Genomic DNA, 20,079 nt, shown 5'->3' with positions numbered 1-20,079 from the left:
CCTTCCGGTTTAGGAACGTAACATTTTGTCTGTTGCCTGTTTTTTGCTAGACTAGAATACATACAACTATTTGAAAGAACGGGAGGCAATCCATAATGACGAATCACGAAACATTTAAAGGATATTTCGGTACGTATACAAAAGGGGACAGTGAAGGCATCTACTCTTTTACACTGGATGTAGCAAATCAAAAGATTCTTAATGTAACACCAGCAGCTGCGCTGGAAAATCCTACTTACCTGACCATAAGCGAGGATAACCGCTTCCTATACGCCGTTGCAAAAGAAGGTGGTAACGGGGGAGTGGCTGGCTTTGATATTCTCGAATCCGGAAAATTATCTTTCATCAATTCGCAGCTTGCTCCAGGATCATCTCCCTGCCATGTGAGCGTGAATCCGGACAACACCCTGCTTTTGTCCGCCAATTACCATAAAGGTTCTGCAAATTCTTATTTATTGAACGCTGAAACAGGAAGGATTTCGGCAACCTTATCCAGCGTGGCCCATGAAGGATCGGGGCCTGATGAGCGCCAGGAAAAAGCGCACACCCATTTTGCCGGTTTTACCCCGGACGGGAATTACGCTGCCGTGATCGACCTTGGCATCGACCAGTTGATTACCTACCAACTCGACAATGGCCAGCTGATAGAAAAGAGTAGAATGCATGTAAAACCAGGCAGCGGTCCAAGACATCTTGTTTTCCATCCAAATAAGAAAATCGCTTATTTGATGACCGAATTCAGTTCAGAGGTTCTTGTCTTAACATACGAGCGGGAAAATGGCAGCTTCGAACAGATGCAAGCGATCTCCACCCTGCCAGCAGATTTTACCGAAAACAACCAAGGCAGCGCGATCCATATTTCAACTGATGGAAGATACGTCTACGCAGCCAATCGTGGGCATAATAGCATTGCTGTTTTCCTGGTGGATCCAGAAAGCTTTAAGCTTACTTTTATTGAAGATACGTCAACAGAAGGAGATTGGCCAAGGGATTTTGTGCTTGATCCAAGCGAAAACTTCCTGATTGCCGCAAACCAGAACTCCAGCAATGTCGCGCTCTACTCTCGTGATGTTGAAACAGGCAGGTTAACTTTATTACAGTCTGATATAAAGGTTCCAGATCCGGTTTGCGTAAAGTTTTTAAATTACTAAAAAGGTAGGCAGGTGCTAAAACAACCTGCCTACCTTTTTAGTGATCGCTTGGAAATTTGACTCCCATTTGGTGCCTAGCCTCATCGAGAATCTTCATCGTGATTCGCGAGTTTTCGAGCGAATTGTTTTTGGATTCCATTTTCCCTTGCTGAATTAAGGTAATGAATTCCTCTGCTTCATAAAACATCTGATCTGCTAGCTGCTTTCTTGATAGATCTTCTCTTCTGCCATCACGGTAAAAAATTTCCACCTTTTCAGGCGAGCTGATTTTATCAATGCAGATGTTTCCATTCTCTCCGTGTATTTCTGAAGGGAGCGTCGAATCCGTGATCTTTGAAAACAGGATGACCGCATCCATTTCATCGTATTTCAATAACAGGCTGCCTTCTCCATCGACACCAGACTCTAATAGGTAGCCATTCGCCTGAACGGACCTGGGCTCTCCAAACAACACTATGAGCGGGTATATGCAGTAAATTCCGATATCCATCAGCGAACCAGCAGAGAATTGCGGATTGAAAGCATTCAGTACGATTCCTTCTTTGTATTTATCATAGCGAGAGGAGTACTGGCAATAGCTTGCAAAGTACCTTCTGATCGGACCGATTTTGTCCAGATTCTCCTGGACTGCCTTGAAGTTTGGCATTAAGGTTGATTTCAGCGCCTCCATCAATACCACTTGATTGTCTTTTGCCGTTTTGATCATATCGCCAAGTTCATGGCTGTTGGACGCAATCGCTTTTTCGGATAAAACATGCTTGCCGTTTTTCATAAAGATAATCGCCTGGCTGGCATGCAAAGAATTGGGGCTGGCAAGGTAGACGGCATCGATCGCATCGCTTTTGGCCATCGCTTCCAAATCCGTAAAAATAGTTTCCACACCGAACTTGTCTGCAAACTTAGCAGCACGTTCCTCCGTACGGGAATACACTGCAGCCAACTTGAAATCCATATGATGGCTTGCCCCTTTTATAAAAGCTTCCGTAATCCAATTTGTTCCTACCACTCCGAATCGCACCATCTCGTTCATCCTCTCCTTCAGCTCGTTTTATATCTTACCGAAAAGGTAGTTCAATCACAAACTTTGTCCCTTTGCCGTGTTCGCTCTCTACTTTAATTTTTCCTTTATGCATCTGTACTAGCTGCTTGACGATGGATAAACCTAGCCCAAATTCCCCGAAGGGATTGCTCGTTCTCGAGAGATCTGCTTTGTAGAACCGATGCCAAATTTTTTCAATTTCAGCCGGGTCAATGCCGATACCGGTATCCTCAATTTCTATTACAGTCATCTGCTCCTTCATCCTTCCTCGTAGCGTGATCATCCCGTTTTCAGTGAACTGGATACTATTTTTCGTAATGTTAATCAAAATTTGGACAAGGCGGTCATAATCTGCATAAACTTTTGCCGAATCCTCCACTTCTATTCTAATTTGGTTATTGCGCTCCCCCGCCTGCAATTCAAGTTGCTCCTGGATGATTTCAAACACCTCTACCAGCTCGATATCCTCTAAATGTAGCTGCACTTGATTGGAGCGTATTTTATCATAATCAAGATTCTCATTGACGAGGCGAATCAACCGCTTCGTTTCCTGGCTGACAAGATTGATCCCCCGTTCTTTTTCCGCCTCGGGAATCATATCATTCCTTAGTCCTTCGACGATTCCGCTAATGGTAGTAAGCGGTGTTCTCAATTCATGGGACACATCGGACATGAACTGGCGGCGCCGATTTTCCAAATTTACAATTTCCGATTTCGATTCATTCAGCTTGTCAACCATGCTGTTAAAATCCTTTGCCAATTCGCCAATCTCATCAAAATCGGAACTCGGTACTTTTACCGTATAGTCCCCAGCTGAGACTGTGGATGTAGCTTCCTGAAGCTTTTTGATCCTGTTGACGTGAATCCGCGACAGAATCCAGCTTAGCAAGAAAGAGACGAACAGACCGATCAGCATCGTATAAAACAAATACTTATTGATTTCGGCAATCGTTTCCCGTGTCCCGCTAATTGGCGAGGTCAGGAGAATACCACCAACAAAACGCCCACGATCTAAATATGGCAAAACCACAAGGGTCACAGCACGGTTATACCGTTCCAAGTCATAATTTTTGACAATTGGCTTCCCGTTTGTAAGCTGACTCCACTCTTTTTCCGTTAATTCAATTGCTGGGCCTCTCCACTTGATGGGATTCAGCAGCTGAATATTTTCATCAAACACACTGAATTGGATATCGCGGCCAAACAGAACTCGTGCATATTGATTGATCACCTGATCCGGTAGTTCCACACCCCGATCCAGGTCGCGCAGAATATTCTCGCCATAGGAAACAAGCTCCTCCGTCTTGTTTTTATAGACCAATGTTTCCACATACTTTGTAAAAACAAGACTCAGGATCAGGAAAGCAACAATGATGATGCTGATATGGCTGAGGAATTGCTGATAAATATACTTAACCTTCATGCACATCAACACTTTCATCGAATTTATAGCCGACTCCCCAAACCGTGTGGAAGAACGGTTGGTCAGCACTACCCAGCTTCTTCCTTAACCGCTTAATATGGACATCCACCGTCCGTTCATCTCCGTAATATTGATAACCCCAAACACGCTCGAGTAGCTGTTCTCTAGTAAATACTTGACGCGGATGCTGGACGAAGAGGAGGAGCAAGTCGAACTCCTTTGGCGTCAAATTCGTTAGCGGTTTGCCGTCGAGGCTTACCTCCCGTGTATCTTTGTTGATTTTCAAATGGCTCGTCCCGACATCACTGTTATCTTGCTTATGATACCGGCGCGTAACAGCCTTGATCCTCGCCATCAAAGTAAGCGGGCTAAATGGCTTCGTCACATAATCATCCGCCCCCATCTCAAGTCCTAGAACCTGGTCCGACTCGCTATCTTTCGCTGTCAGCATAATGATCGGAATCTCACTGCCCTCCTGTCTGACCTTCCGGCACAAGCTGACCCCATCCATCCCAGGCAGCATCCAGTCGACAATCATTAAATCCCAGTTCCCCCTCTTATATGCCTCATACCCCTTGAGGCCATCATTCACAAACTCTCCTTCCATTCCCTCTTTTAAAAAAAACATCTCAATCATTGCACACACACTCTCATTATCTTCAATCACTAATATTTTCACGGCAATCCCCTCTATTACATAATCAGTTATCTAAAGTCTATCATACAGAAAAGCCAGCTCACAGAATGAGCTGGCTTTCGTGTTATTCTTTTTTAACTGGAAGCCCTTCTGCTTCCCAAGCGTTGAAGCCGCCTTCGAGATTGAGCACATCTTTATAACCATTTTTCAGAAGCAGGCTTGTTCCGATCGCGGAGCGTGCGCCTGACTGACAATGGGCAATGATTTTCTTGTCTTTTGGCACTTCGTCAAGCTTGTCGGTCAGGTTTCCGAGCATGATATGATGGGCACCAGGGATATGGCCGCTATCCCATTCACTCTGGTTGCGGACGTCGATGACAAAGTAGGTATCGTCCTCCATCATTTTTTTTGCCTCGCTGGCGGTGACGGACTTGTATGCTTCCAGACTGCCGGCTAATTCTTTCGAATCAATGTATGCTGTTACCTGATCAAGCCCGATGGACTGCAAGGATTTTTTCACTTCAGTTAGTTCTTCTGGATCTGCAATCAATACAATGTCCTGATCGTAGCTTAATAGCCAGCCAGCCCAGTTTGTGAAGGATTTATTGTACGGGATGTTTATTGTTCCTTCCGCGTGCCCTGCGGCAAATTCATTTGCCGGCCGGGTATCTACGACTACTGCATTCCCAGTGTCGGACGGCGACACTTTAGTGTCGGACGGCGACACTTTAGGTGTCTCTTCCTGTCTGAGCAATTCTGGACCTTCCTTGTTCAGTTTCTTCATCTGGGCGAAGTATTTCGGAGGTTCTGGCTGACCGGCTAGCAGCTCCTCCACAAATTTATTCTCCTCTTTAATCTGGAAAGCCCAATTAAATTTTTTCTCATAACCTAAAGTGGTCATCGGAACGGCACCGAGTGATTTTCCACAGGCGCTTCCTGCTCCGTGTGCTGGCCATACTTGCAAGAAGTCAGACAGCTTTTCCACTTTCCGGAGGGACGCAAACATCTGGCGAGCGCCAGCCTCGGATGTATCTTTGATTCCTGCTGCTTTTTCGAGAAGATCAGGACGGCCGACGTCGCCGACAAACAGGAAGTCGCCCGTAAACATGCCCATTGGTTCATTGGCACCGCCACCTTTATCCGTCAATAAGAAGGAGATGCTTTCCGGGGTATGTCCCGGGGTATGGATCACTTCAAAATAAATATTCCCGATATGGAAGGTTGATCCTTCCGTAACTAATTCATGCTCATACTGGTCAACATATTGATACTTCCAGTCCTTATCCCCTTCATCCGATACATACAGCTTAACTCCATGGTGGTGGGCGAGCTCTCTTGCACCTGACAGATAATCTGCATGAATATGGGTTTCCGTTGCGGCAGTGATCGTAAATCCCTCTTTATTGGCTGTATCCAAATAAGGCTGAATATTCCTTGCCGGGTCGATAACAAGCGCCTGTCCCGTCTTCTGACAGCCTATGAAGTATGACATATGGGCGAGCTGGTCATCAAAATATGACTTGAAATACATCTAGATTCCCCCTACATTTTTATGTGCCTATATTCCTTTATACCCCTCTTCCTATTTTTTAAAAACAAGAAATTTAGGCTCTAGCTGGTTTTTTCATCATCAAAATATAGAGCAGAATCGAAACGAAAACGGAAACAGCGGAAGCGATGTAGATACTTCCATATCCAAGCCAGTGGCCAATCTGACCGAAAGCCATTGCCCCAACTCCGACACCTAAATCGAAAAAGGAGAAAAAGGTGGCATTCGCCATTCCTTTCCTGTTCATCGGTGCCTCCTGGACAGCCCAAGCCTGCAATGCGGGCTGGACAGATCCAAAACCGAATCCATATAGGCCGGCCGCAATGAACATCACCAGGCTGTTTGGAAGCCAAGCCAATAGAATCATCGCGATCATGATCAAAAATGTCCCAGGCAGAAAAACAGCACCATGGCCTCTTTTATCATAAAGTTGTCCGGCAAAAGATCTTGATAGCATTAGCGTCACCGCATAAATAAAAAAGTACCACTCAATCCCAGCGATTCCCTTCTGAGCCGAGTAGAGCGGCAGGAAGGAAGCGATTCCTCCAAAGGTGATCGTTATGAACAACAACAGCAAGGATGGCTGCAGGGCAGTCTTCTCATATATATCCCATCTGCGCTTCTCCTGATCCTTTTCGGCTTTCTCCACCTTTTTATAAGTTATCCTTGATGCGAGGAGAAATGCCGCTAGACCAAGAGCCGCACTGATTAAAAATAATTGCTTAAAAGAAATAGCGGCAGCTAAAGCAAGTCCAAGCATCGGTCCCATCGCCAATGCGACATTCCCGGAGAGTCCAAAAAACCCCATTCCTTCTCCCCTCCGCCTCGGCGGAATGAGGTCCGTTGCGATTGTGCCAGACGCGGTTGTTGAAAATCCCCAGCCAACTCCTTGGATGATTCGCATGAAAAATAGCAAAGCCATTCCCGAAGCAAATCCAAATGAACCAACAGATACAACGAAGATGGCAAGTCCTGTCAGGTAGATGATTCCTCGCCCTTTCGTTTCCAGCATCCTGCCGACAAATGGCCGCACGAGTAATGCGGAAAATGTAAAAACACCAACGACGAAGCCGATTAATTGGTCATTACCACCTAACTGCTCGACGAACAGCGGAATGGTTGGCAATGTCATTTGAAATCCCATGAAGATAAAGAAATTCGCTAAAAAAATAAGCAGAAAATCCTTGCTCCAAATTTTCTCAGTGCCGTGATGCTGTTGAGCCTCTTTTGCTGGTTGATTCATGTCTTTCATCCTTTCTGACTATATCTACGACGTCAACGTGTTTCCGATTATTTTTGATCACTACTTACAGAACAATAAATTTGAATATGGTTAAGCCTATTCCAATCAGGAAGCCGCACACCGCACCGTTGACCCTGATCCATTGCAAGTCTTTGCCTACATTATTTTCCATCATGTCAATGAGTGTTTCGGTATCAAGCTGATCCAAATTTTCCTTGACCAACTTTCCAATTTTCGAATGGTTCCTGTCAATCTGTTCTGCAATTTTTCCATGTAGCCAGCCTTCGATTGCAGTTACCTTTCCTTCATCTGCTTTGATTTCGTCGAAAAACCTATTCACTACTGGGATCACCATGTCATCCATAAAACGATCCTTTTCGATTTCCGCTACTAGGCGTTCCTTTGATTTTGCCAGGACTCCCTTAATTTGTCCGGTCATATTCATTTCCTCGATCATCTTATCTTTCCAGGACTGAATTTCAGCCATCAGAGCATCCCGTTCACTAATGCTTCCCAATTCTTTGCGGAGTTTATCCAGGATCATATGGCGGTATCGATTATCATCCTGCTGCAGATTTTTCATTCTTTTTAAAATGAAGGATTGTAAAATCGTTCCTACTTTTTCTTCGGTAATCATATTGCTGAATGATTGAATGGCAAATTTCAAGAGACCATCAGCTTCGGTTGTATCAATGGCCTGTTTTCCGAGCTTGCCTAGAACCATTTTCGCTTCAGCATCAGCTGCCCATTTTTCTGTTTCTTGCAAAACATAGTCGAATGCAGCCGAATCATATTCTTTTTCCAGGATATGACTTCCTGCCTTTTGCAATAAATCGGAACTATCGGCTGACAGCAGCATGTCTTTGATTTCTTTTTCGATCATCGGGGCGAACCGTTCAACATCTATTTTTCTAGCCATCTCCAGACTAAATCGATGAATGCTATTTTTCACAGCGTCAGAATGAAACTCCTTCTCAGCTGTTTCGATGATTTTTTCCAAAATAGGAATTTGCTTGAACTTTTCCATGATACTTTCTTTTGTGAGCCAATCATTCTCAAGCATATTGATTAACGCACCCGTTACCTTATCACGATTTTTCGGCAAAAGCGCCGTATGCGGGATTGGGATGCCGAGAGGATGCCGGAACAGCGCCGTCACTGCAAACCAATCGGCTAGCCCGCCAACAAGACCGGCTTCAAAGCCCCCCATCAATAATTTCCCGATCAGCGACTCCTGAAATGGAATCATTGCAAGGAACCCTACTCCCATAATCGCCAGCGAAATAGCCGCTAAATGTCTAGATGTATTCTTTCGTTTTTCCATATATCTCCCTCGGTTACTGTTTAATTGATTCCCATCTATTTTACCCAAATGACCAGGGAGAAAGCTATTAAAAAGAAAAGCCCCTCAGAGAGGACTTTTCTTTACACGAGGACAAGTGCCCCATAAACGAGCGCACTAGCGATGACATAAGCGGGGTGAATCTTCCATTTTTCCATCAGAACGAAGCTAATTCCGCCGATCAGGATAGTTTGGGTTACTCCTATCCCTTCATAGGAGGAGAATACAAAATCATAGGTCATCACTCCCATAAGCACTGCAATAACTGGTCTAACGACAATTGTCAGTCTTTTGACACGCGGAGAGTCCTTGAATTTCATCAGTAGTCCGAGCAGGGTGATCATTAATATCAAAGAGGGTGCTACTGTTGCAAACACGCCGACAACGGCACCGAGAATCCCCCCTTCTGAATAGCCAATGTATCCAGCCATCTTGGTTGCAATCGGCCCCGGAAGCGCATTGCCCATCGCCAGTACTTCACTAAATTCGTTGACCGTCATCCAGTCATATCGGTCAACGACTTCATTTTCAATCAGAGGGATCGAGGCAGGCCCACCCCCATAGCCTAAAATACCCGGAATAAAAAAAGCCAAAAATATTTGGAAAAAGATCATTTTCGCTCTCCTCCCATTTGTTTCTGTTCAGATGGGGAGGAGTCTTTTTTTACTAAAGCACCAACTAGCAAGATCAAAATTAATATTGCCGGATGGACATGTAGGAACTGAAGCAGCACGAGACTGGCAATCAGCGAAACACCTGTCCATGTCCAGCCCAGCTTCGATTTTCCCGACTTTTTGATAAAATCCCATGTCAGGACGCCAAGCATGACAGCAACAACCGGGACGACCGCTTCCGCCATTCCTTTTACCCAAGGTTGGTCCTTGTATGAGTTTAGAGCAGTCAGCAGGAAAATCATCAAAATAATGGTTGGGATCATCGTGGCACAAAGAGCGTTGACCATGCCAAGAACTCCCCCCACTCGAAAGCCGATATAGCCAGCCATTTTTGTCGCAATCGGACCTGGAAGCGCATTTCCCAGAGCAAGAATATCCCCAAACTCATCTGCGTCCATCCATTTATATTTATCGACTACTTCCTTATGTACAAGCGGAATCGATGACGGCCCGCCGCCATATCCGAGGATCCCTACGCGGAAAAACGCCAAAAATAAATCCCTTTGCTTCAAAACTTCACCTTCTTTTATACAGTCTCTTTCTATCAAGCTTATTTCCTTTTTTTTATTATAGACTTATATAATGGAAACTGTATAGGATTGCTAAAATTTAAAGATTGAAACGGATTCATTCTATTCATTGGTCAGTTTTTTTCTCTATTTTCAAACTAAAATAAAAAAAGCAGGCTGGTCGCTGCCATCCCACTTTCCTATTTATTTTAGTTTGGCGAATTTATTCAGATCGCCATTTTCTCCGAGTACAATCAGAATATCCTCTGCCCGAAGTGTTTTTTCTGGATCTGGCGAAATATCTACCCTATCTGCCGTTTTAACGCCAATTACTGTGATATTGTATTTGGCACGAAGATTGATTTCAATCAGATTTTTGCCAGCCATGCTCATTGGCAGCTTGATTTCTTCGATACTGTAATCGTCCGAAAGCTCGATGAAATTCAATACATTTGGCGATGCCATCAGCTGATGAGCAACCCGTTCTCCCATGTCCCGTTCTGGAAAGATAACTTTGTCCGCGCCAACCTTGAACAATACTTGTGCATGGTGCTTGTTGAGCGCTTTTGCGACAACATTAGCAACTCCCATCTCTTTTAAAATCAGGACGGTAAGAATGCTCGCCTGAATGTCATCTCCAATGGCAACAATCACCGTATCAAAATTTCTGATTCCCACTGCCCGCAATGTTTGCTCATCCGTTGAATCCCCGATTACTGCATGGGTAACAAACTCTTTATAGTCCTCGATATGTTCCTCATTTTTGTCCAACGCCAGTACTTCATTTCCTTCATTATACAAGGTGGTGGCAACACTCGAACCAAAGCGCCCCATCCCAATGACTGCATATTGATTTGCCATACTAGTATCCTCCTACCCGATCATCAGAATGACCTTTATTCTTTGTTATCGCTGAAAGGTTGAAATGATTTTGCTATGTGAAAGCCCTACAGCACCAGAATACTGAAACTGTTGTTATCATACCTCCTTCTCATCTAGGTTGTAAACAGGAGTCGGGTTGAAATACAGCGTTTTTTTCAAACACAGACTGCTATTCCTGTAATTCACATTAATTTTTTCTAAATGGTTTATTAATAGAATATCAAAGGTAAATAACTGAGATAAGTTATCATAGATTGGAGGTTGTTCGCATGAAAACAATGATTATCTTAAATCCTTCTTCGGGCAAGGAAAAAGCGGAGGAATACGCAGAAAAAATAGATGTAACCTTGCGAAACAAATATAAAGACATACAGTTTAGAACAACCGCAAAAGAGGGGGATGCAGCTGCATTTGCAGCGGAAGCAAGCGTTTCTTTTTTTGATGCGGTTATCGCTATGGGTGGGGACGGAACGATCAATGAAGTGATAAATGGACTAGCCGATCAGGCTCACCGGCCCAAACTAGGAATCATTCCCCTCGGAACTGTCAATGATTTTGCCAGGGCACTTCATATTCCTTTGGAACCATATGAAGCCATTTCTATTTTAGAACACCAAAATCTTCGTCCTGTCGATATTGGAAAGGTTAATGAATCTTATTTTGCCAATGTTCTTGCAGTTGGGGCGATTGCAGAAGCCTCTTACAAGGTGAGCACGGATCAAAAAACGAAACTAGGACCGCTTGCTTATTTTATCGAAGGAGCAAAATCTTTCCTAAATGGGAATGCGATTACCATTAGTGTGGAACATGAAGGAGGAAAATGGGAAGGGGAGACCTTCCTTTTGCTTACAGCCCTTACGAATTCCGTTGGTGGCTTTGAGGCACTTGCTCCTGAAGCGGACGTGAATGATGGGGTATTCCACACGTTTATCATCAAAAAATTATCCATCCCAAAAATTGCAACCCTCATCCCTTCCCTTTTGAAAGGAGAATTGGCAGAAAGCAAGGATATCGAATATTTCCGCTCCTCCTATCTTACTGTCGCTTCGGACCAAGAACATGTGGTGAATGTGGATGGAGAAGAAGGTGAGTCTTTGCCTTTTTGTGCAAAAGTACTCCGAGGACATCTCGATGTTTTTGTTCCAACTACAAGAAAAGCGTAAGCGCCTTGGTCAGCCCCGACAAGCGCTGCCCGCCTAAAACGCCACGTCATGTGGCTGGCGGGTCTAGCACGTCCTGTGCCTCGGAGGTCCGCCCAGTGAAGTCGTTCTTTGACTTCATTGGGCGGACCGAAATCGAAAAGTATAGCCGACTGCCCAGAAACGCAGAAACTGGAGACTCCATCAGAAGAAGCGCTTTTTGCTTCTACTGGTGGAGTGGAAGTTTCGAAGTTTCTAGGAGGCGACACTAGACAAGCGACTCAAGGGGCTAGGCGCTGGAGCTAGACAATTCTCGAAGTGAATTTTATACTTTCTTATTCTACAAGAAAAACCTGAACAGGAATTTATCCATGCTCAGGTTTTTCGCCTTATTTTACACTTGAATCAAAGTTATAGAAAAACTTAGCGTTAATCGAGCCATCTGCATTTTCTTTGATACCAGTTACATGGATACCGGAATCAGCAGGTGTAGCACCATACCCTTTCCAGAAGTAGTAAGAGCCTGTGTGGACATTTCCGGAAACAGGAGTGATTTTGCTGCCAGACTGAAAGAAGTCCCCAGCATCTCCGCGGTTAAGATTCTTTTCCAAATCATATTTTCCGTCTGCTTGAAGAACGGACAGACCATAATGCGTTACCACATCTCCATTGCTTGCCGTCTGTGACTGGTTATACTGGAAGCGCTTGTTCATCCAGTTTTCCACGTTATTCGGACGGAAACCAGCTGTCTGATATAGGTTAATGACATTTTCATCCACATGCCATGCTACTAGACCATGAGCATCTTCTCCTTGACGAATCATCCCTTTGTTGAAGCCATCCTGCTGCATGTTTTCAAAAAGAAAGTATTCGGTCCCGTTCGATCCTGGAACTTCCATTTTCACGATTCCGTTGTCAGCTGTTGCTTTGTTTACAGCTGGTAAAGTGATTTCCTGCACGCCGTTTTCAGGAGTTACTTCGATTGGATTAGCCCATCCCAGGAAAATCTTTGAGAACGGATCGAAGTGTGTCGGTGAGTTTCCGCCATATTCAGCCTTGTCAGGATAACGCATCCATGAGCCACCCGCCATCATGGAGTAGTTCCCTACCCCTTCTGAGGAGTAAAGAGTATCATAGAAATCAGGCAATCCTAACGCATGCCCAAATTCGTGTGCATAAACACCAGTTTGAACTGGGAATGGACCTGTTTTCGCTTCTTCTTTATACATGTTAGTCGCTGCATCGAAGCCAGCTACGTTACCGCCAATTCCCGGTTGGATATTGTAATTGTTAACAACGACGCCATCGTAAGTCATGTCTTCCTTGATTGTATCTGCAATCCACTGGTCTTGATCTACACCTTCATACTGAGGAGCTGGTTTGCCAGTTTCATAGTATTTTCCATAGTATAGTGCGCTAAGGATATTCCACTTATGAGACCAGAATTGTCCCGGGTCCCGGCTGTATTCTGCTCCAGTCCCTTCATGGATGACGAAAACATTGGGAACTTCACCATTTTCATCTGCATATTTGGAAAAATCGACTTGGCTATCCGCTGCTTTTAAAAGGTCCCGGATGAATTCGCCAGTATGGGCATCTCCGTTCACATTGCCAAGCTTATAGACACCGCCTTCTGCGTATTTTCCTTCCTGGTCAAGATAATAAGAGGCACCTTTAGGCATCTCTACCCAAACAAATTCCGTATTTTCTTTACGGACTAGATTCACTTTTCCATAACTTGATTCCTTGTAAGCATTTTGCATCGTACGGTTTTTGGGAACATCCGGACCATCATATTTCTTAAACTGTGGCAGTTCGTAAGGATTATATTCCGCACCAAAAATGAGATCTTCAAAGTAATGTGCCGGAACTTGTCCTGGCATATCACCTATTGGTTCATCTCCATTAGGATATTTCGCTAAAAGAACGAGCACCGGAATATCACCAGACGCCTCTTTATAGGCAACATGATTATCACCCGGCTGTTGGAATTTCACTCCAGTTTCTGCCGTTTTTTCAGCAGGATCAACTTTAGAAATATCGATACCTAACTCCTTTGCTCTATCAACAAGCTCTGGAGCTGCACCTACATGATGCGCAAGACTCAGTTCATATTTGCTTTGCGGTTTAACCTCGGAATTACTTGCATTTACTCCCGCAAACACTGCGCTTCCTGCTAAAGCAACAGACAACGCCGAAGCTGAAAGGACTTTTAACAATACATTCACTCCCTATCAGAAAATTTCCACTACCTAAATAATATAAAATATTAAGTAAATTCAAAATAGGGATTGCGACTTATTTAGTAGTTTCTCCGATGCATCAAAAGCCTTAATTTCTGGCAATTTCATGTTTATATCATGATTATTCGCTAAGAGGGATAGCACCGTTGGGGGTTCTTGACAACTTTTACCCTTCCCACCCGAAAGTTGTCAAAATAATAGATTCGATTCAAGACAATCAACAAAAGACTCCGCTTCCGCGGAGTCTTTTTCATACTTGAATTTTACAGGATATCCATCCAGATTTTGATTGCTGTACCAAGGATTAGTACTGCAAGGATATATTGAAGAATTTTTGTATTCACTTTTTTTCCTGCGTTCGCTCCTAGTGGGGAGGCAATTAGACTTGCTACAACCATGATGAGTGCCGGCCAGAAGTCTACTTGGCCAGTGGCTATTTTCCCAGCTGTTGAACCGATTGAGGAAATGAATGTAATGGCCAGTGAAGTCGCAATGGTCATCCTTGTTGGAATTTTTAGAACGACGAGCATAATTGGCACGAGCAGAAATGCACCAGCTGCGCCGACAATACCAGCACCAACTCCGACGATCAAGGCGAAAAAGGCGGCAAGCCATTTGTTAAATGTCACCTGATCAAGCGGAATATCATCGATGTTTTTCTTAGGGATGAACATCATAACTGCGGCGATTAAAGCTAGAATACCGTAAACAAGGTTGATGCCGCCTTCGGACATGAATTGGGAACCGTAACTTCCGATCAAAGATCCAACCAGGATGGCAGCACCCATGTAAATGATCAATGTTTTGTTCAGATATCCACCTTTACGGTATGCCCAGACACCGCCGATGGTCGCAAAGAAAACTTGGACCGCACTGATACCTGAAACCTCATGTGCGCTGAATGTCGCAAGACCAAATAATGGCGGAATATATAATAGCATTGGGTATTTTATGATCGAACCGCCAATTCCAACCATCCCGGAAATATAAGAACCGATAAAGCCAATTAAAAATATCACGATAAAAAATGAAAAATCCATCGGGCTTTCTCCTCCATTTCAGTAACTGCTGTATATTTCCTTCACCGTGTTCTTCAACCCGGTCCGTTACGCAAAAAAATCACAAGAAAAAGGGAGACAAGCTCCCTCGTTCCATTAGGCCTTCTTCACCCAGAACATGAACACACCGTTTTCTTCTTCATGCTTCAGTAGTTCATTTCCAGTTGATTGTGCCCAAGCTGCAAGATCTTTTACAGCACCTTTATCAGTTGTATGAATTTCAAGTACCTCTCCAGATTGAAGGTCCGTGATAGCCTTCTTAGTTTTTACGATTGGCATCGGACATGCAAGTCCTTTTGCGTCTAATACTTTCGCTACGATCATGTTAACATCCTCCTTGGTTGATAAAAAAGTTTCCGATACTGGTCTGGAAGCAACAGCCCCCCGTTGCCAGTTTATCTCACTGCACATCGGTTTGGTCCGATTTCCATTTCTCTTTGATTTTCAATGTCTGGGCTGATTTTGCCCATGTTCGTTTCGCGGATCTCCTGGTATGCATTTGGCTGAGGAGGCAGGTTCTCTGTTACAAGTCTGCGGAATTCCGCTTCGTCTTCAATGTTCAATCCATGGTTTTTCGCAAACAGTGTCCCTAGTTTTTCCGATACGCTGCCATTCTCATTCAACTCATCGATGATCATGAAGTGTGCTGGAAGAACAAGTAGGTCATCAGAAAGCTGCTTATAACGGTTGTATAGGGAGTCTCTTAAATCTGCTACCCAGTCTTCCGCTTTGCCCGCAAGGTCCGGGCGTCCAATTGAATCAATGAATAGGATATCCCCGGAAAGAAGATACTTTCCATCAACTACAAACGATGTAGAACCAATTGTGTGTCCTGGTGTATAAAGCGCGTTAATGTCAATACTAGTTTTTCCAATCTTTACAACATTGCCATCTTCAAGAGGCTGATATTGAAAGCTTACTTCATCTGCATCTTTTGGAGGCAACCAGTAAGTTGCACCTGTAGCTTCGGCAATTTTTCTGCCGCCAGAAATATGGTCTGCATGTAGATGGGTATCGAATACATGCTTGATTTCAACGCCCTGTTCTTTAGCGAAGTCCAGGTAAACATCCGTCATTCTTGTAGCGTCAATCAAAGCAGCTTCCCCGTTGGAAACAACTGCATAGGAAAGGCAGCCTTTCCCAATGCGGACGAACTGGTACATAGAACCTCCGTCCTTCAGTTCCCCAACCTTCACTGGCTCAAGATGTTCGCTCCATGCTTTCATTCCGCCTTCAAGATAAGATACATCACGGCCAGCTTCATCAAGCATTTCAGCGATCATTACAGAAGATCCTTCTTTTGCGCAAACAACAAGCACTTCTTTATCAGTTGGCAATTGATCGAGAATTTCTTCTACTCCATCAAGAAGATCAAAGTATGGAATGTTCAAATGTTCGAAGTTCTCGCCTTCAATTTTCCAGTCTTGGAAGTCGGTATCATTACGGACATCTAGGATAAATAAAGGCTCTTTATTGAATATTTTTTTTGTTACTTCTTTAGACGTCATTGCTTTCATAGTGTATGTTACCTCCCTGGGTATATTTTTCTTTAAAAAAATTACTTTACCTGCGTTTCTGTTGGTCCAGTCCATTCAGACATGCCTGGAACGACATTCCAAATCTTTGTGAAACCTTTGCTTGCGAGTGCTTGGGATGCCATGTCACTTCTGTTGCCAGTGCGGCAAACAACAAGGATTGGTTTGGATTTATCTAGTTCTTCCATCCGGTTTTCAAGATCGCCGAAAGGAATCGAAATTGCATGTGGAATATGTCCAAAGGCATATTCAGCTGGTTCCCTTACATCAAGAACAAGAACATCTTCGTTCGCTTCCAGCTTTTTCAAAAGCTCCTCGTTTGACACAATGTTCTCGAATTTTGTTTCTTCCTGATCTTCAACTGAACCGCCTTTGCGGATGTAATGCTTAAGAACGTCGCCTTCTTCAATCGTTCCCAGGTACTGATGGCCAGAACTTTTAGACCAAGCTTGGATATCTGCCCTTGAACCTTTATCCGTTGCGAGCACTTCTATCACTTCGCCAGGATTCAAATTATTGATAGCTTTCTTTGTTTTGACAATCGGCATTGGGCAGGCAAGCCCTCTAGCATCGACTGTAGTATTTGTCTTAACAGTTTCCATTTTTTGACCTCCAATGAAAAATCTATTTGATGAACAGGCTGTCATTGCCTTGTTTAGCATCAAGCTGCACTAGCAATTCGACCTCATCGATAATTTCTTCTTGTCTTAGACCAAATAAGTCTACTGTTAACTGCAAACTGTTCTTATGCCATTTCCTTTGCAGTATATAAATTATATGTTTGATAACGTGATTACAGTGCTAAAGCGCCAAAATACCTCACAGGGTATATATTATAAAATATTTACTTTGTTGTCAACCGTAATTATGAATTTTTTTTGACATTTTTTTAAATAGGGCGCTGCACAGCGAGTCATTGCTTTTTTACACAGATATCATCATTCTATGCAAAACAGAGGAAAAGTTGTGAAAGATTTTCTGATTCTTTTACTAGGGGAAAGGTTTTCTAGTATAAAAATAATTGGAAAGGCCGGGGCATTCAAAGGCGGGAAAACTGCGGAAATAAAAAAACCTAAAGGGAAGCATCTTTCAATTAGCAGATTGTAAAGATTTGCTTCAGGCTCATTAGTCTTCGTCTAGCATTCTATATTTAACACTTTCATCGTAAAGCCCATTTTTCTTGCTCCATGCCCAGATGATTCCTGCTGAAGCGGTAAAGGCGATCATGACGCTCAATAAAATCCATGCTCCCGGTACCATTCTTCCACCCCCTTTTCTTAATATCATTACTTTCGAAATACTTTAACAGAAATTTTCGAAACCGTCCAGGGGTTGTAAAAAAAAAACGATCGGATTACAATGTGATCATCTAAAAAAGGAGGCTGAAAAATGGACCATCAATCCCTTGGCTTTTTCTTCGATTTCTTCTATTACATCGGAGTGCCCATCCTGATTATCTTCATCCTTGATACACTCCGAAAAAAGTACAATAAAAAGGAAGAGCAAAACTAACCCCCCTCCGCAGAGCGAATTCAATTTCGTTCTGTTTTTTTTGCCCCAACTAGCTTAAATAGACAAGGATAAAAGAATTAGATAACACGATAAAAAAATTGAATAACTATAATTCCTCATGGGATGTATCATGTAACATAGCAGATTGTGAAGAAATTATGAATTTATTGTGTCTATTTTATGAACAAGGGAGTGGCAAAATGTTTACAGACGAAAAATGGAGTTCTTCCAAGAATTGGTTCATTGCTGCTGTTATTTGGATTATCATCGGCATGAGTATGGGACTTCTTACTGCAGCAAAACAAATCTGGCCTGATCTATTGAACAATCGCTGGACAACTTACGGTCATATTCGCTCAGCCCATGTCATGCTCGTCATCTATGCATGGTTATCAATGGCTTATGTAGGATCGATGTTCTACATGATTCCTAAGCTTGCTAAAACAAAAATATACAGTGAAAAGCTCGGGAATTTTTCTTTAGTATTTTACAATATTGTCATTTTAGAAGGGTTCTTCGCATTGCTTGACGGGCAAACCTCTGTCATTGAGTACGGAGAATTTCCGCTCTGGGTGGATGTTCAGCTCCTGATTGCAATCGTAATTGTTGCTTATAACCTTTTCAAAACGGTTGGCCAAAGAACAGAAAAAATGCTGTATGTTAGCCTGTGGTACTTTCTCGGATCTTTGCTGTGGCTGCCATTGACATGGATTGTTGGAAACTTTCCGGCACAATGGATTCCAAGCGGCGTACAGCAGGGCTTGATGGGCTGGTTTTTAGGGCATAACGCAATTGGGCTCTGGATGACAACAGTCGGTGTTGGACAAATTTATTACCTGCTTCCTAAATTGACTGGACGTCCGCTTTACAGCCACCAGCTATCGATGATTGGGTTTTGGGCAATTGCCACCTTTTATGTTTGGAATGGCCCTCACCATTTGATGAATGGTCCGATTCCAAGCTGGATATCAAAAGCTGGCGTTATTCCTTCCATTGTGCTGTTAATTCCGGTTTGGGCCGTATTAGCCAACTTCTGGGGAACGATGAAAGGATCATGGGCACAGACTAGAACAAACGTACCGCTTCGCTTCACAATGGCCGGGACAATTTTCTACCTTTTCGCTTGTCTTCAAGGTCCTTTGCAAGCCCTTCCATCTGTGAGTTCTGTCATTAAATTCACGCACTGGACTGTTGGGCATGCGCATATGGGACCATTCGGTGCATTCTCTTTCACCTCTTTCGCTGCCATTTATTACATCCTGCCAAAAATCGTCGGACGGGAAATGTTCAGCAAAAGAGCAATGGAGGCGCACTTTTGGTTCTCTACAGTCGGGTTTCTTGTATTCGCTTTCTCGCTGTGGATTGCTGGCGTTGTCCAAGGATTCGCATGGATTGAAGGCGTTCCGTTCCTGCAGACTGTATTGATGATGGAACCATACGTGCAAGGCCGCGCAATTGGCGGAACGATGATGTATGTCGCCCAGTTCTTCCTGGCTTGGAATATGTATAAAACGATTAAAGTTGCAAAACAAGAGAAAAAACAGCAAGCACTGCACCAAGCTGTTACTGCTTAATGAGGAGGGAATAAGTTGGAACGTAAACCATCAGCTGTATTAATGGTTGCTTTGATTTTATGGATGTTCGGTGTCGCCGGAACGGTCATCCTTCCGCTTTTCGACCAGGAAATCAATTCTGCAACAGCAAGCGGGGAACTTCGCAACTATCCAGAGGATTCTGCTGAAGCAAAAGGACGGGAAATTTATATCCAAAACGGCTGCCAGACATGCCATACACAATTTGTACGTGCATTGCCTGCCGATACAAACCAAAACCTTGGACCAGTTTCTCAAGGCGGTGACTACAAATATGATTTGCCACATCTTTTAGGTTCTAACCGTACAGGTCCGGATTTAATGTGGGTTGGCCTGAAATATAACGAAGACTGGCATCGCCAGCACTTAATTGACCCTCAATCCACAAGTCCTGGTTCGATTATGCCATCCTTCGATTACCTGACAAATAAGGAACTGGATGACCTAGTTGCTTACTTGATGAGTCTTAAGCCAACGGAAGAAAGATTAGCAGAGTACAAGAAAGAGCGGGAAGAGCAAAATTCAATGAACGATAAATAATATTGGTCCCA

Annotated in this window: 20 protein-coding genes; 5 read left to right on the top strand and 15 right to left on the bottom strand. The window is 43.6% G+C overall.

The window, feature by feature from the left end; all coding sequences use genetic code 11:
* Positions 1–95: 95 nt before the first annotated feature.
* Positions 96–1,151 carry a lactonase family protein gene (locus J2S25_RS04950; RefSeq protein ID WP_307191376.1) on the top strand — a complete coding sequence of 352 codons (1,056 nt, stop codon included), beginning with the start codon at positions 96–98 and terminating at the stop codon, positions 1,149–1,151.
* 37 nt (positions 1,152–1,188) lie between these two features.
* On the opposite strand, the gene J2S25_RS04945 is transcribed toward J2S25_RS04950, so the two are convergent.
* From J2S25_RS04945 to J2S25_RS04905, 9 genes are all read right to left on the bottom strand, one after another.
* Positions 1,189–2,172: a Gfo/Idh/MocA family protein gene (locus J2S25_RS04945; RefSeq protein ID WP_307191421.1), complete on the bottom strand. Its 984-nt coding sequence runs from the start codon at positions 2,170–2,172 to the stop codon at positions 1,189–1,191.
* Positions 2,173–2,206: 34 nt separating this feature from the next.
* Positions 2,207–3,613, bottom strand: a complete 1,407-nt coding sequence (locus J2S25_RS04940; protein ID WP_307191420.1) for a HAMP domain-containing sensor histidine kinase — start codon at positions 3,611–3,613, stop codon at positions 2,207–2,209.
* Complete coding sequence (locus tag J2S25_RS04935; RefSeq protein WP_307191375.1) at positions 3,603–4,292, bottom strand: response regulator transcription factor; 690 nt, start codon at positions 4,290–4,292, stop codon at positions 3,603–3,605. The genes J2S25_RS04940 and J2S25_RS04935 overlap by 11 nt, the downstream gene beginning before the upstream one ends.
* Before the next feature lie 82 nt (positions 4,293–4,374).
* Positions 4,375–5,781 (bottom strand): MBL fold metallo-hydrolase, encoded by a 1,407-nt coding sequence (locus J2S25_RS04930; protein WP_307191374.1) that lies wholly within the window; start codon positions 5,779–5,781, stop codon positions 4,375–4,377.
* Positions 5,782–5,854: 73 nt separating this feature from the next.
* On the bottom strand, positions 5,855–7,042 hold the full coding sequence (locus J2S25_RS04925; protein ID WP_307191373.1) for an MFS transporter: 1,188 nt from the start codon (positions 7,040–7,042) through the stop codon (positions 5,855–5,857).
* 64 nt (positions 7,043–7,106) lie between these two features.
* Positions 7,107–8,366: a DUF445 domain-containing protein gene (locus J2S25_RS04920; RefSeq protein WP_307191372.1), complete on the bottom strand. Its 1,260-nt coding sequence runs from the start codon at positions 8,364–8,366 to the stop codon at positions 7,107–7,109.
* A gap of 101 nt (positions 8,367–8,467) precedes the next feature.
* Positions 8,468–8,998, bottom strand: coding sequence for a chromate transporter (locus tag J2S25_RS04915; RefSeq protein WP_307191371.1), 531 nt, complete (start codon positions 8,996–8,998; stop codon positions 8,468–8,470).
* Positions 8,995–9,570 (bottom strand): chromate transporter, encoded by a 576-nt coding sequence (locus J2S25_RS04910; protein WP_307191370.1) that lies wholly within the window; start codon positions 9,568–9,570, stop codon positions 8,995–8,997. The genes J2S25_RS04915 and J2S25_RS04910 overlap by 4 nt, the downstream gene beginning before the upstream one ends.
* Before the next feature lie 201 nt (positions 9,571–9,771).
* Positions 9,772–10,428, bottom strand: a complete 657-nt coding sequence (locus J2S25_RS04905) for a potassium channel family protein (RefSeq protein WP_044390191.1) — start codon at positions 10,426–10,428, stop codon at positions 9,772–9,774.
* Positions 10,429–10,718: 290 nt separating this feature from the next.
* On the opposite strand from J2S25_RS04905, the gene J2S25_RS04900 reads away from it, so the two are divergent.
* Complete coding sequence (locus J2S25_RS04900) at positions 10,719–11,612, top strand: diacylglycerol/lipid kinase family protein (protein ID WP_307191369.1); 894 nt, start codon at positions 10,719–10,721, stop codon at positions 11,610–11,612.
* Positions 11,613–11,977: 365 nt separating this feature from the next.
* Here J2S25_RS04900 and J2S25_RS04895 read toward each other — a convergent pair whose 3' ends face one another.
* The 6 genes from J2S25_RS04895 to J2S25_RS04870 form a co-directional block, all read right to left on the bottom strand.
* On the bottom strand, positions 11,978–13,816 hold the full coding sequence (locus J2S25_RS04895; protein ID WP_307191368.1) for a M6 family metalloprotease domain-containing protein: 1,839 nt from the start codon (positions 13,814–13,816) through the stop codon (positions 11,978–11,980).
* A 278-nt stretch (positions 13,817–14,094) separates the two neighbouring features.
* A complete protein-coding gene (locus J2S25_RS04890) occupies positions 14,095–14,871 on the bottom strand; it encodes a sulfite exporter TauE/SafE family protein (RefSeq protein ID WP_044390188.1) in 777 nt (258 codons plus the stop codon).
* A gap of 114 nt (positions 14,872–14,985) precedes the next feature.
* Positions 14,986–15,213: a sulfurtransferase TusA family protein gene (locus J2S25_RS04885; protein WP_307191367.1), complete on the bottom strand. Its 228-nt coding sequence runs from the start codon at positions 15,211–15,213 to the stop codon at positions 14,986–14,988.
* A gap of 71 nt (positions 15,214–15,284) precedes the next feature.
* Positions 15,285–16,406, bottom strand: a complete 1,122-nt coding sequence (locus J2S25_RS04880; protein ID WP_307191366.1) for an MBL fold metallo-hydrolase — start codon at positions 16,404–16,406, stop codon at positions 15,285–15,287.
* Positions 16,407–16,447: 41 nt separating this feature from the next.
* Positions 16,448–17,026 (bottom strand): sulfurtransferase TusA family protein, encoded by a 579-nt coding sequence (locus J2S25_RS04875; RefSeq protein ID WP_307191365.1) that lies wholly within the window; start codon positions 17,024–17,026, stop codon positions 16,448–16,450.
* 523 nt (positions 17,027–17,549) lie between these two features.
* Entirely contained in the window at positions 17,550–17,684 is a 135-nt protein-coding gene (locus J2S25_RS04870) for a hypothetical protein (RefSeq protein ID WP_277813862.1), read from the bottom strand.
* Positions 17,685–17,813: 129 nt separating this feature from the next.
* Here J2S25_RS04870 and J2S25_RS04865 point away from each other — a divergent pair, with 129 nt between their 5' ends.
* From J2S25_RS04865 to J2S25_RS04855, 3 genes are all read left to right on the top strand, one after another.
* Complete coding sequence (locus J2S25_RS04865) at positions 17,814–17,936, top strand: hypothetical protein (RefSeq protein ID WP_277813861.1); 123 nt, start codon at positions 17,814–17,816, stop codon at positions 17,934–17,936.
* A 200-nt stretch (positions 17,937–18,136) separates the two neighbouring features.
* A complete protein-coding gene (locus tag J2S25_RS04860; protein ID WP_307191364.1) occupies positions 18,137–19,510 on the top strand; it encodes a cbb3-type cytochrome c oxidase subunit I in 1,374 nt (457 codons plus the stop codon).
* A gap of 15 nt (positions 19,511–19,525) precedes the next feature.
* On the top strand, positions 19,526–20,068 hold the full coding sequence (locus J2S25_RS04855; protein WP_044390180.1) for a cbb3-type cytochrome c oxidase subunit II: 543 nt from the start codon (positions 19,526–19,528) through the stop codon (positions 20,066–20,068).
* The last annotated feature ends 11 nt before the right edge of the window (positions 20,069–20,079 follow it).

Origin of the sequence: Mesobacillus stamsii (assembly GCF_030814065.1) — a bacterium.
Taxonomy (GTDB): domain Bacteria; phylum Bacillota; class Bacilli; order Bacillales; family Cytobacillaceae; genus Mesobacillus; species Mesobacillus stamsii.
The sequence above is the reverse complement of the archived record's forward strand: the minus strand, read 5'-3'. Positions and strand labels throughout refer to the sequence as shown.

Excerpts from the sequence above, each read along its gene's own strand:
- J2S25_RS04950 (WP_307191376.1), top strand. The coding sequence starts at position 96 with ATGACGAATCACGAAACATTTAAAGGATATTTCGGTACGTATACAAAA.
- J2S25_RS04945 (WP_307191421.1), bottom strand. The coding sequence starts at position 2,172 with ATGGTGCGATTCGGAGTGGTAGGAACAAATTGGATTACGGAAGCTTTT.
- J2S25_RS04940 (WP_307191420.1), bottom strand. The coding sequence starts at position 3,613 with ATGAAGGTTAAGTATATTTATCAGCAATTCCTCAGCCATATCAGCATC.
- J2S25_RS04930 (WP_307191374.1), bottom strand. The coding sequence starts at position 5,781 with ATGTATTTCAAGTCATATTTTGATGACCAGCTCGCCCATATGTCATAC.
- J2S25_RS04925 (WP_307191373.1), bottom strand. The coding sequence starts at position 7,042 with ATGAATCAACCAGCAAAAGAGGCTCAACAGCATCACGGCACTGAGAAA.
- J2S25_RS04920 (WP_307191372.1), bottom strand. The coding sequence starts at position 8,366 with ATGGAAAAACGAAAGAATACATCTAGACATTTAGCGGCTATTTCGCTG.
- J2S25_RS04915 (WP_307191371.1), bottom strand. The coding sequence starts at position 8,998 with ATGATCTTTTTCCAAATATTTTTGGCTTTTTTTATTCCGGGTATTTTA.
- J2S25_RS04905 (WP_044390191.1), bottom strand. The coding sequence starts at position 10,428 with ATGGCAAATCAATATGCAGTCATTGGGATGGGGCGCTTTGGTTCGAGT.
- J2S25_RS04900 (WP_307191369.1), top strand. The coding sequence starts at position 10,719 with ATGAAAACAATGATTATCTTAAATCCTTCTTCGGGCAAGGAAAAAGCG.
- J2S25_RS04890 (WP_044390188.1), bottom strand. The coding sequence starts at position 14,871 with ATGGATTTTTCATTTTTTATCGTGATATTTTTAATTGGCTTTATCGGT.
- J2S25_RS04885 (WP_307191367.1), bottom strand. The coding sequence starts at position 15,213 with ATGATCGTAGCGAAAGTATTAGACGCAAAAGGACTTGCATGTCCGATG.
- J2S25_RS04880 (WP_307191366.1), bottom strand. The coding sequence starts at position 16,406 with ATGAAAGCAATGACGTCTAAAGAAGTAACAAAAAAAATATTCAATAAA.
- J2S25_RS04875 (WP_307191365.1), bottom strand. The coding sequence starts at position 17,026 with ATGGAAACTGTTAAGACAAATACTACAGTCGATGCTAGAGGGCTTGCC.
- J2S25_RS04870 (WP_277813862.1), bottom strand. The coding sequence starts at position 17,684 with ATGGTACCGGGAGCATGGATTTTATTGAGCGTCATGATCGCCTTTACC.
- J2S25_RS04865 (WP_277813861.1), top strand. The coding sequence starts at position 17,814 with ATGGACCATCAATCCCTTGGCTTTTTCTTCGATTTCTTCTATTACATC.
- J2S25_RS04860 (WP_307191364.1), top strand. The coding sequence starts at position 18,137 with ATGTTTACAGACGAAAAATGGAGTTCTTCCAAGAATTGGTTCATTGCT.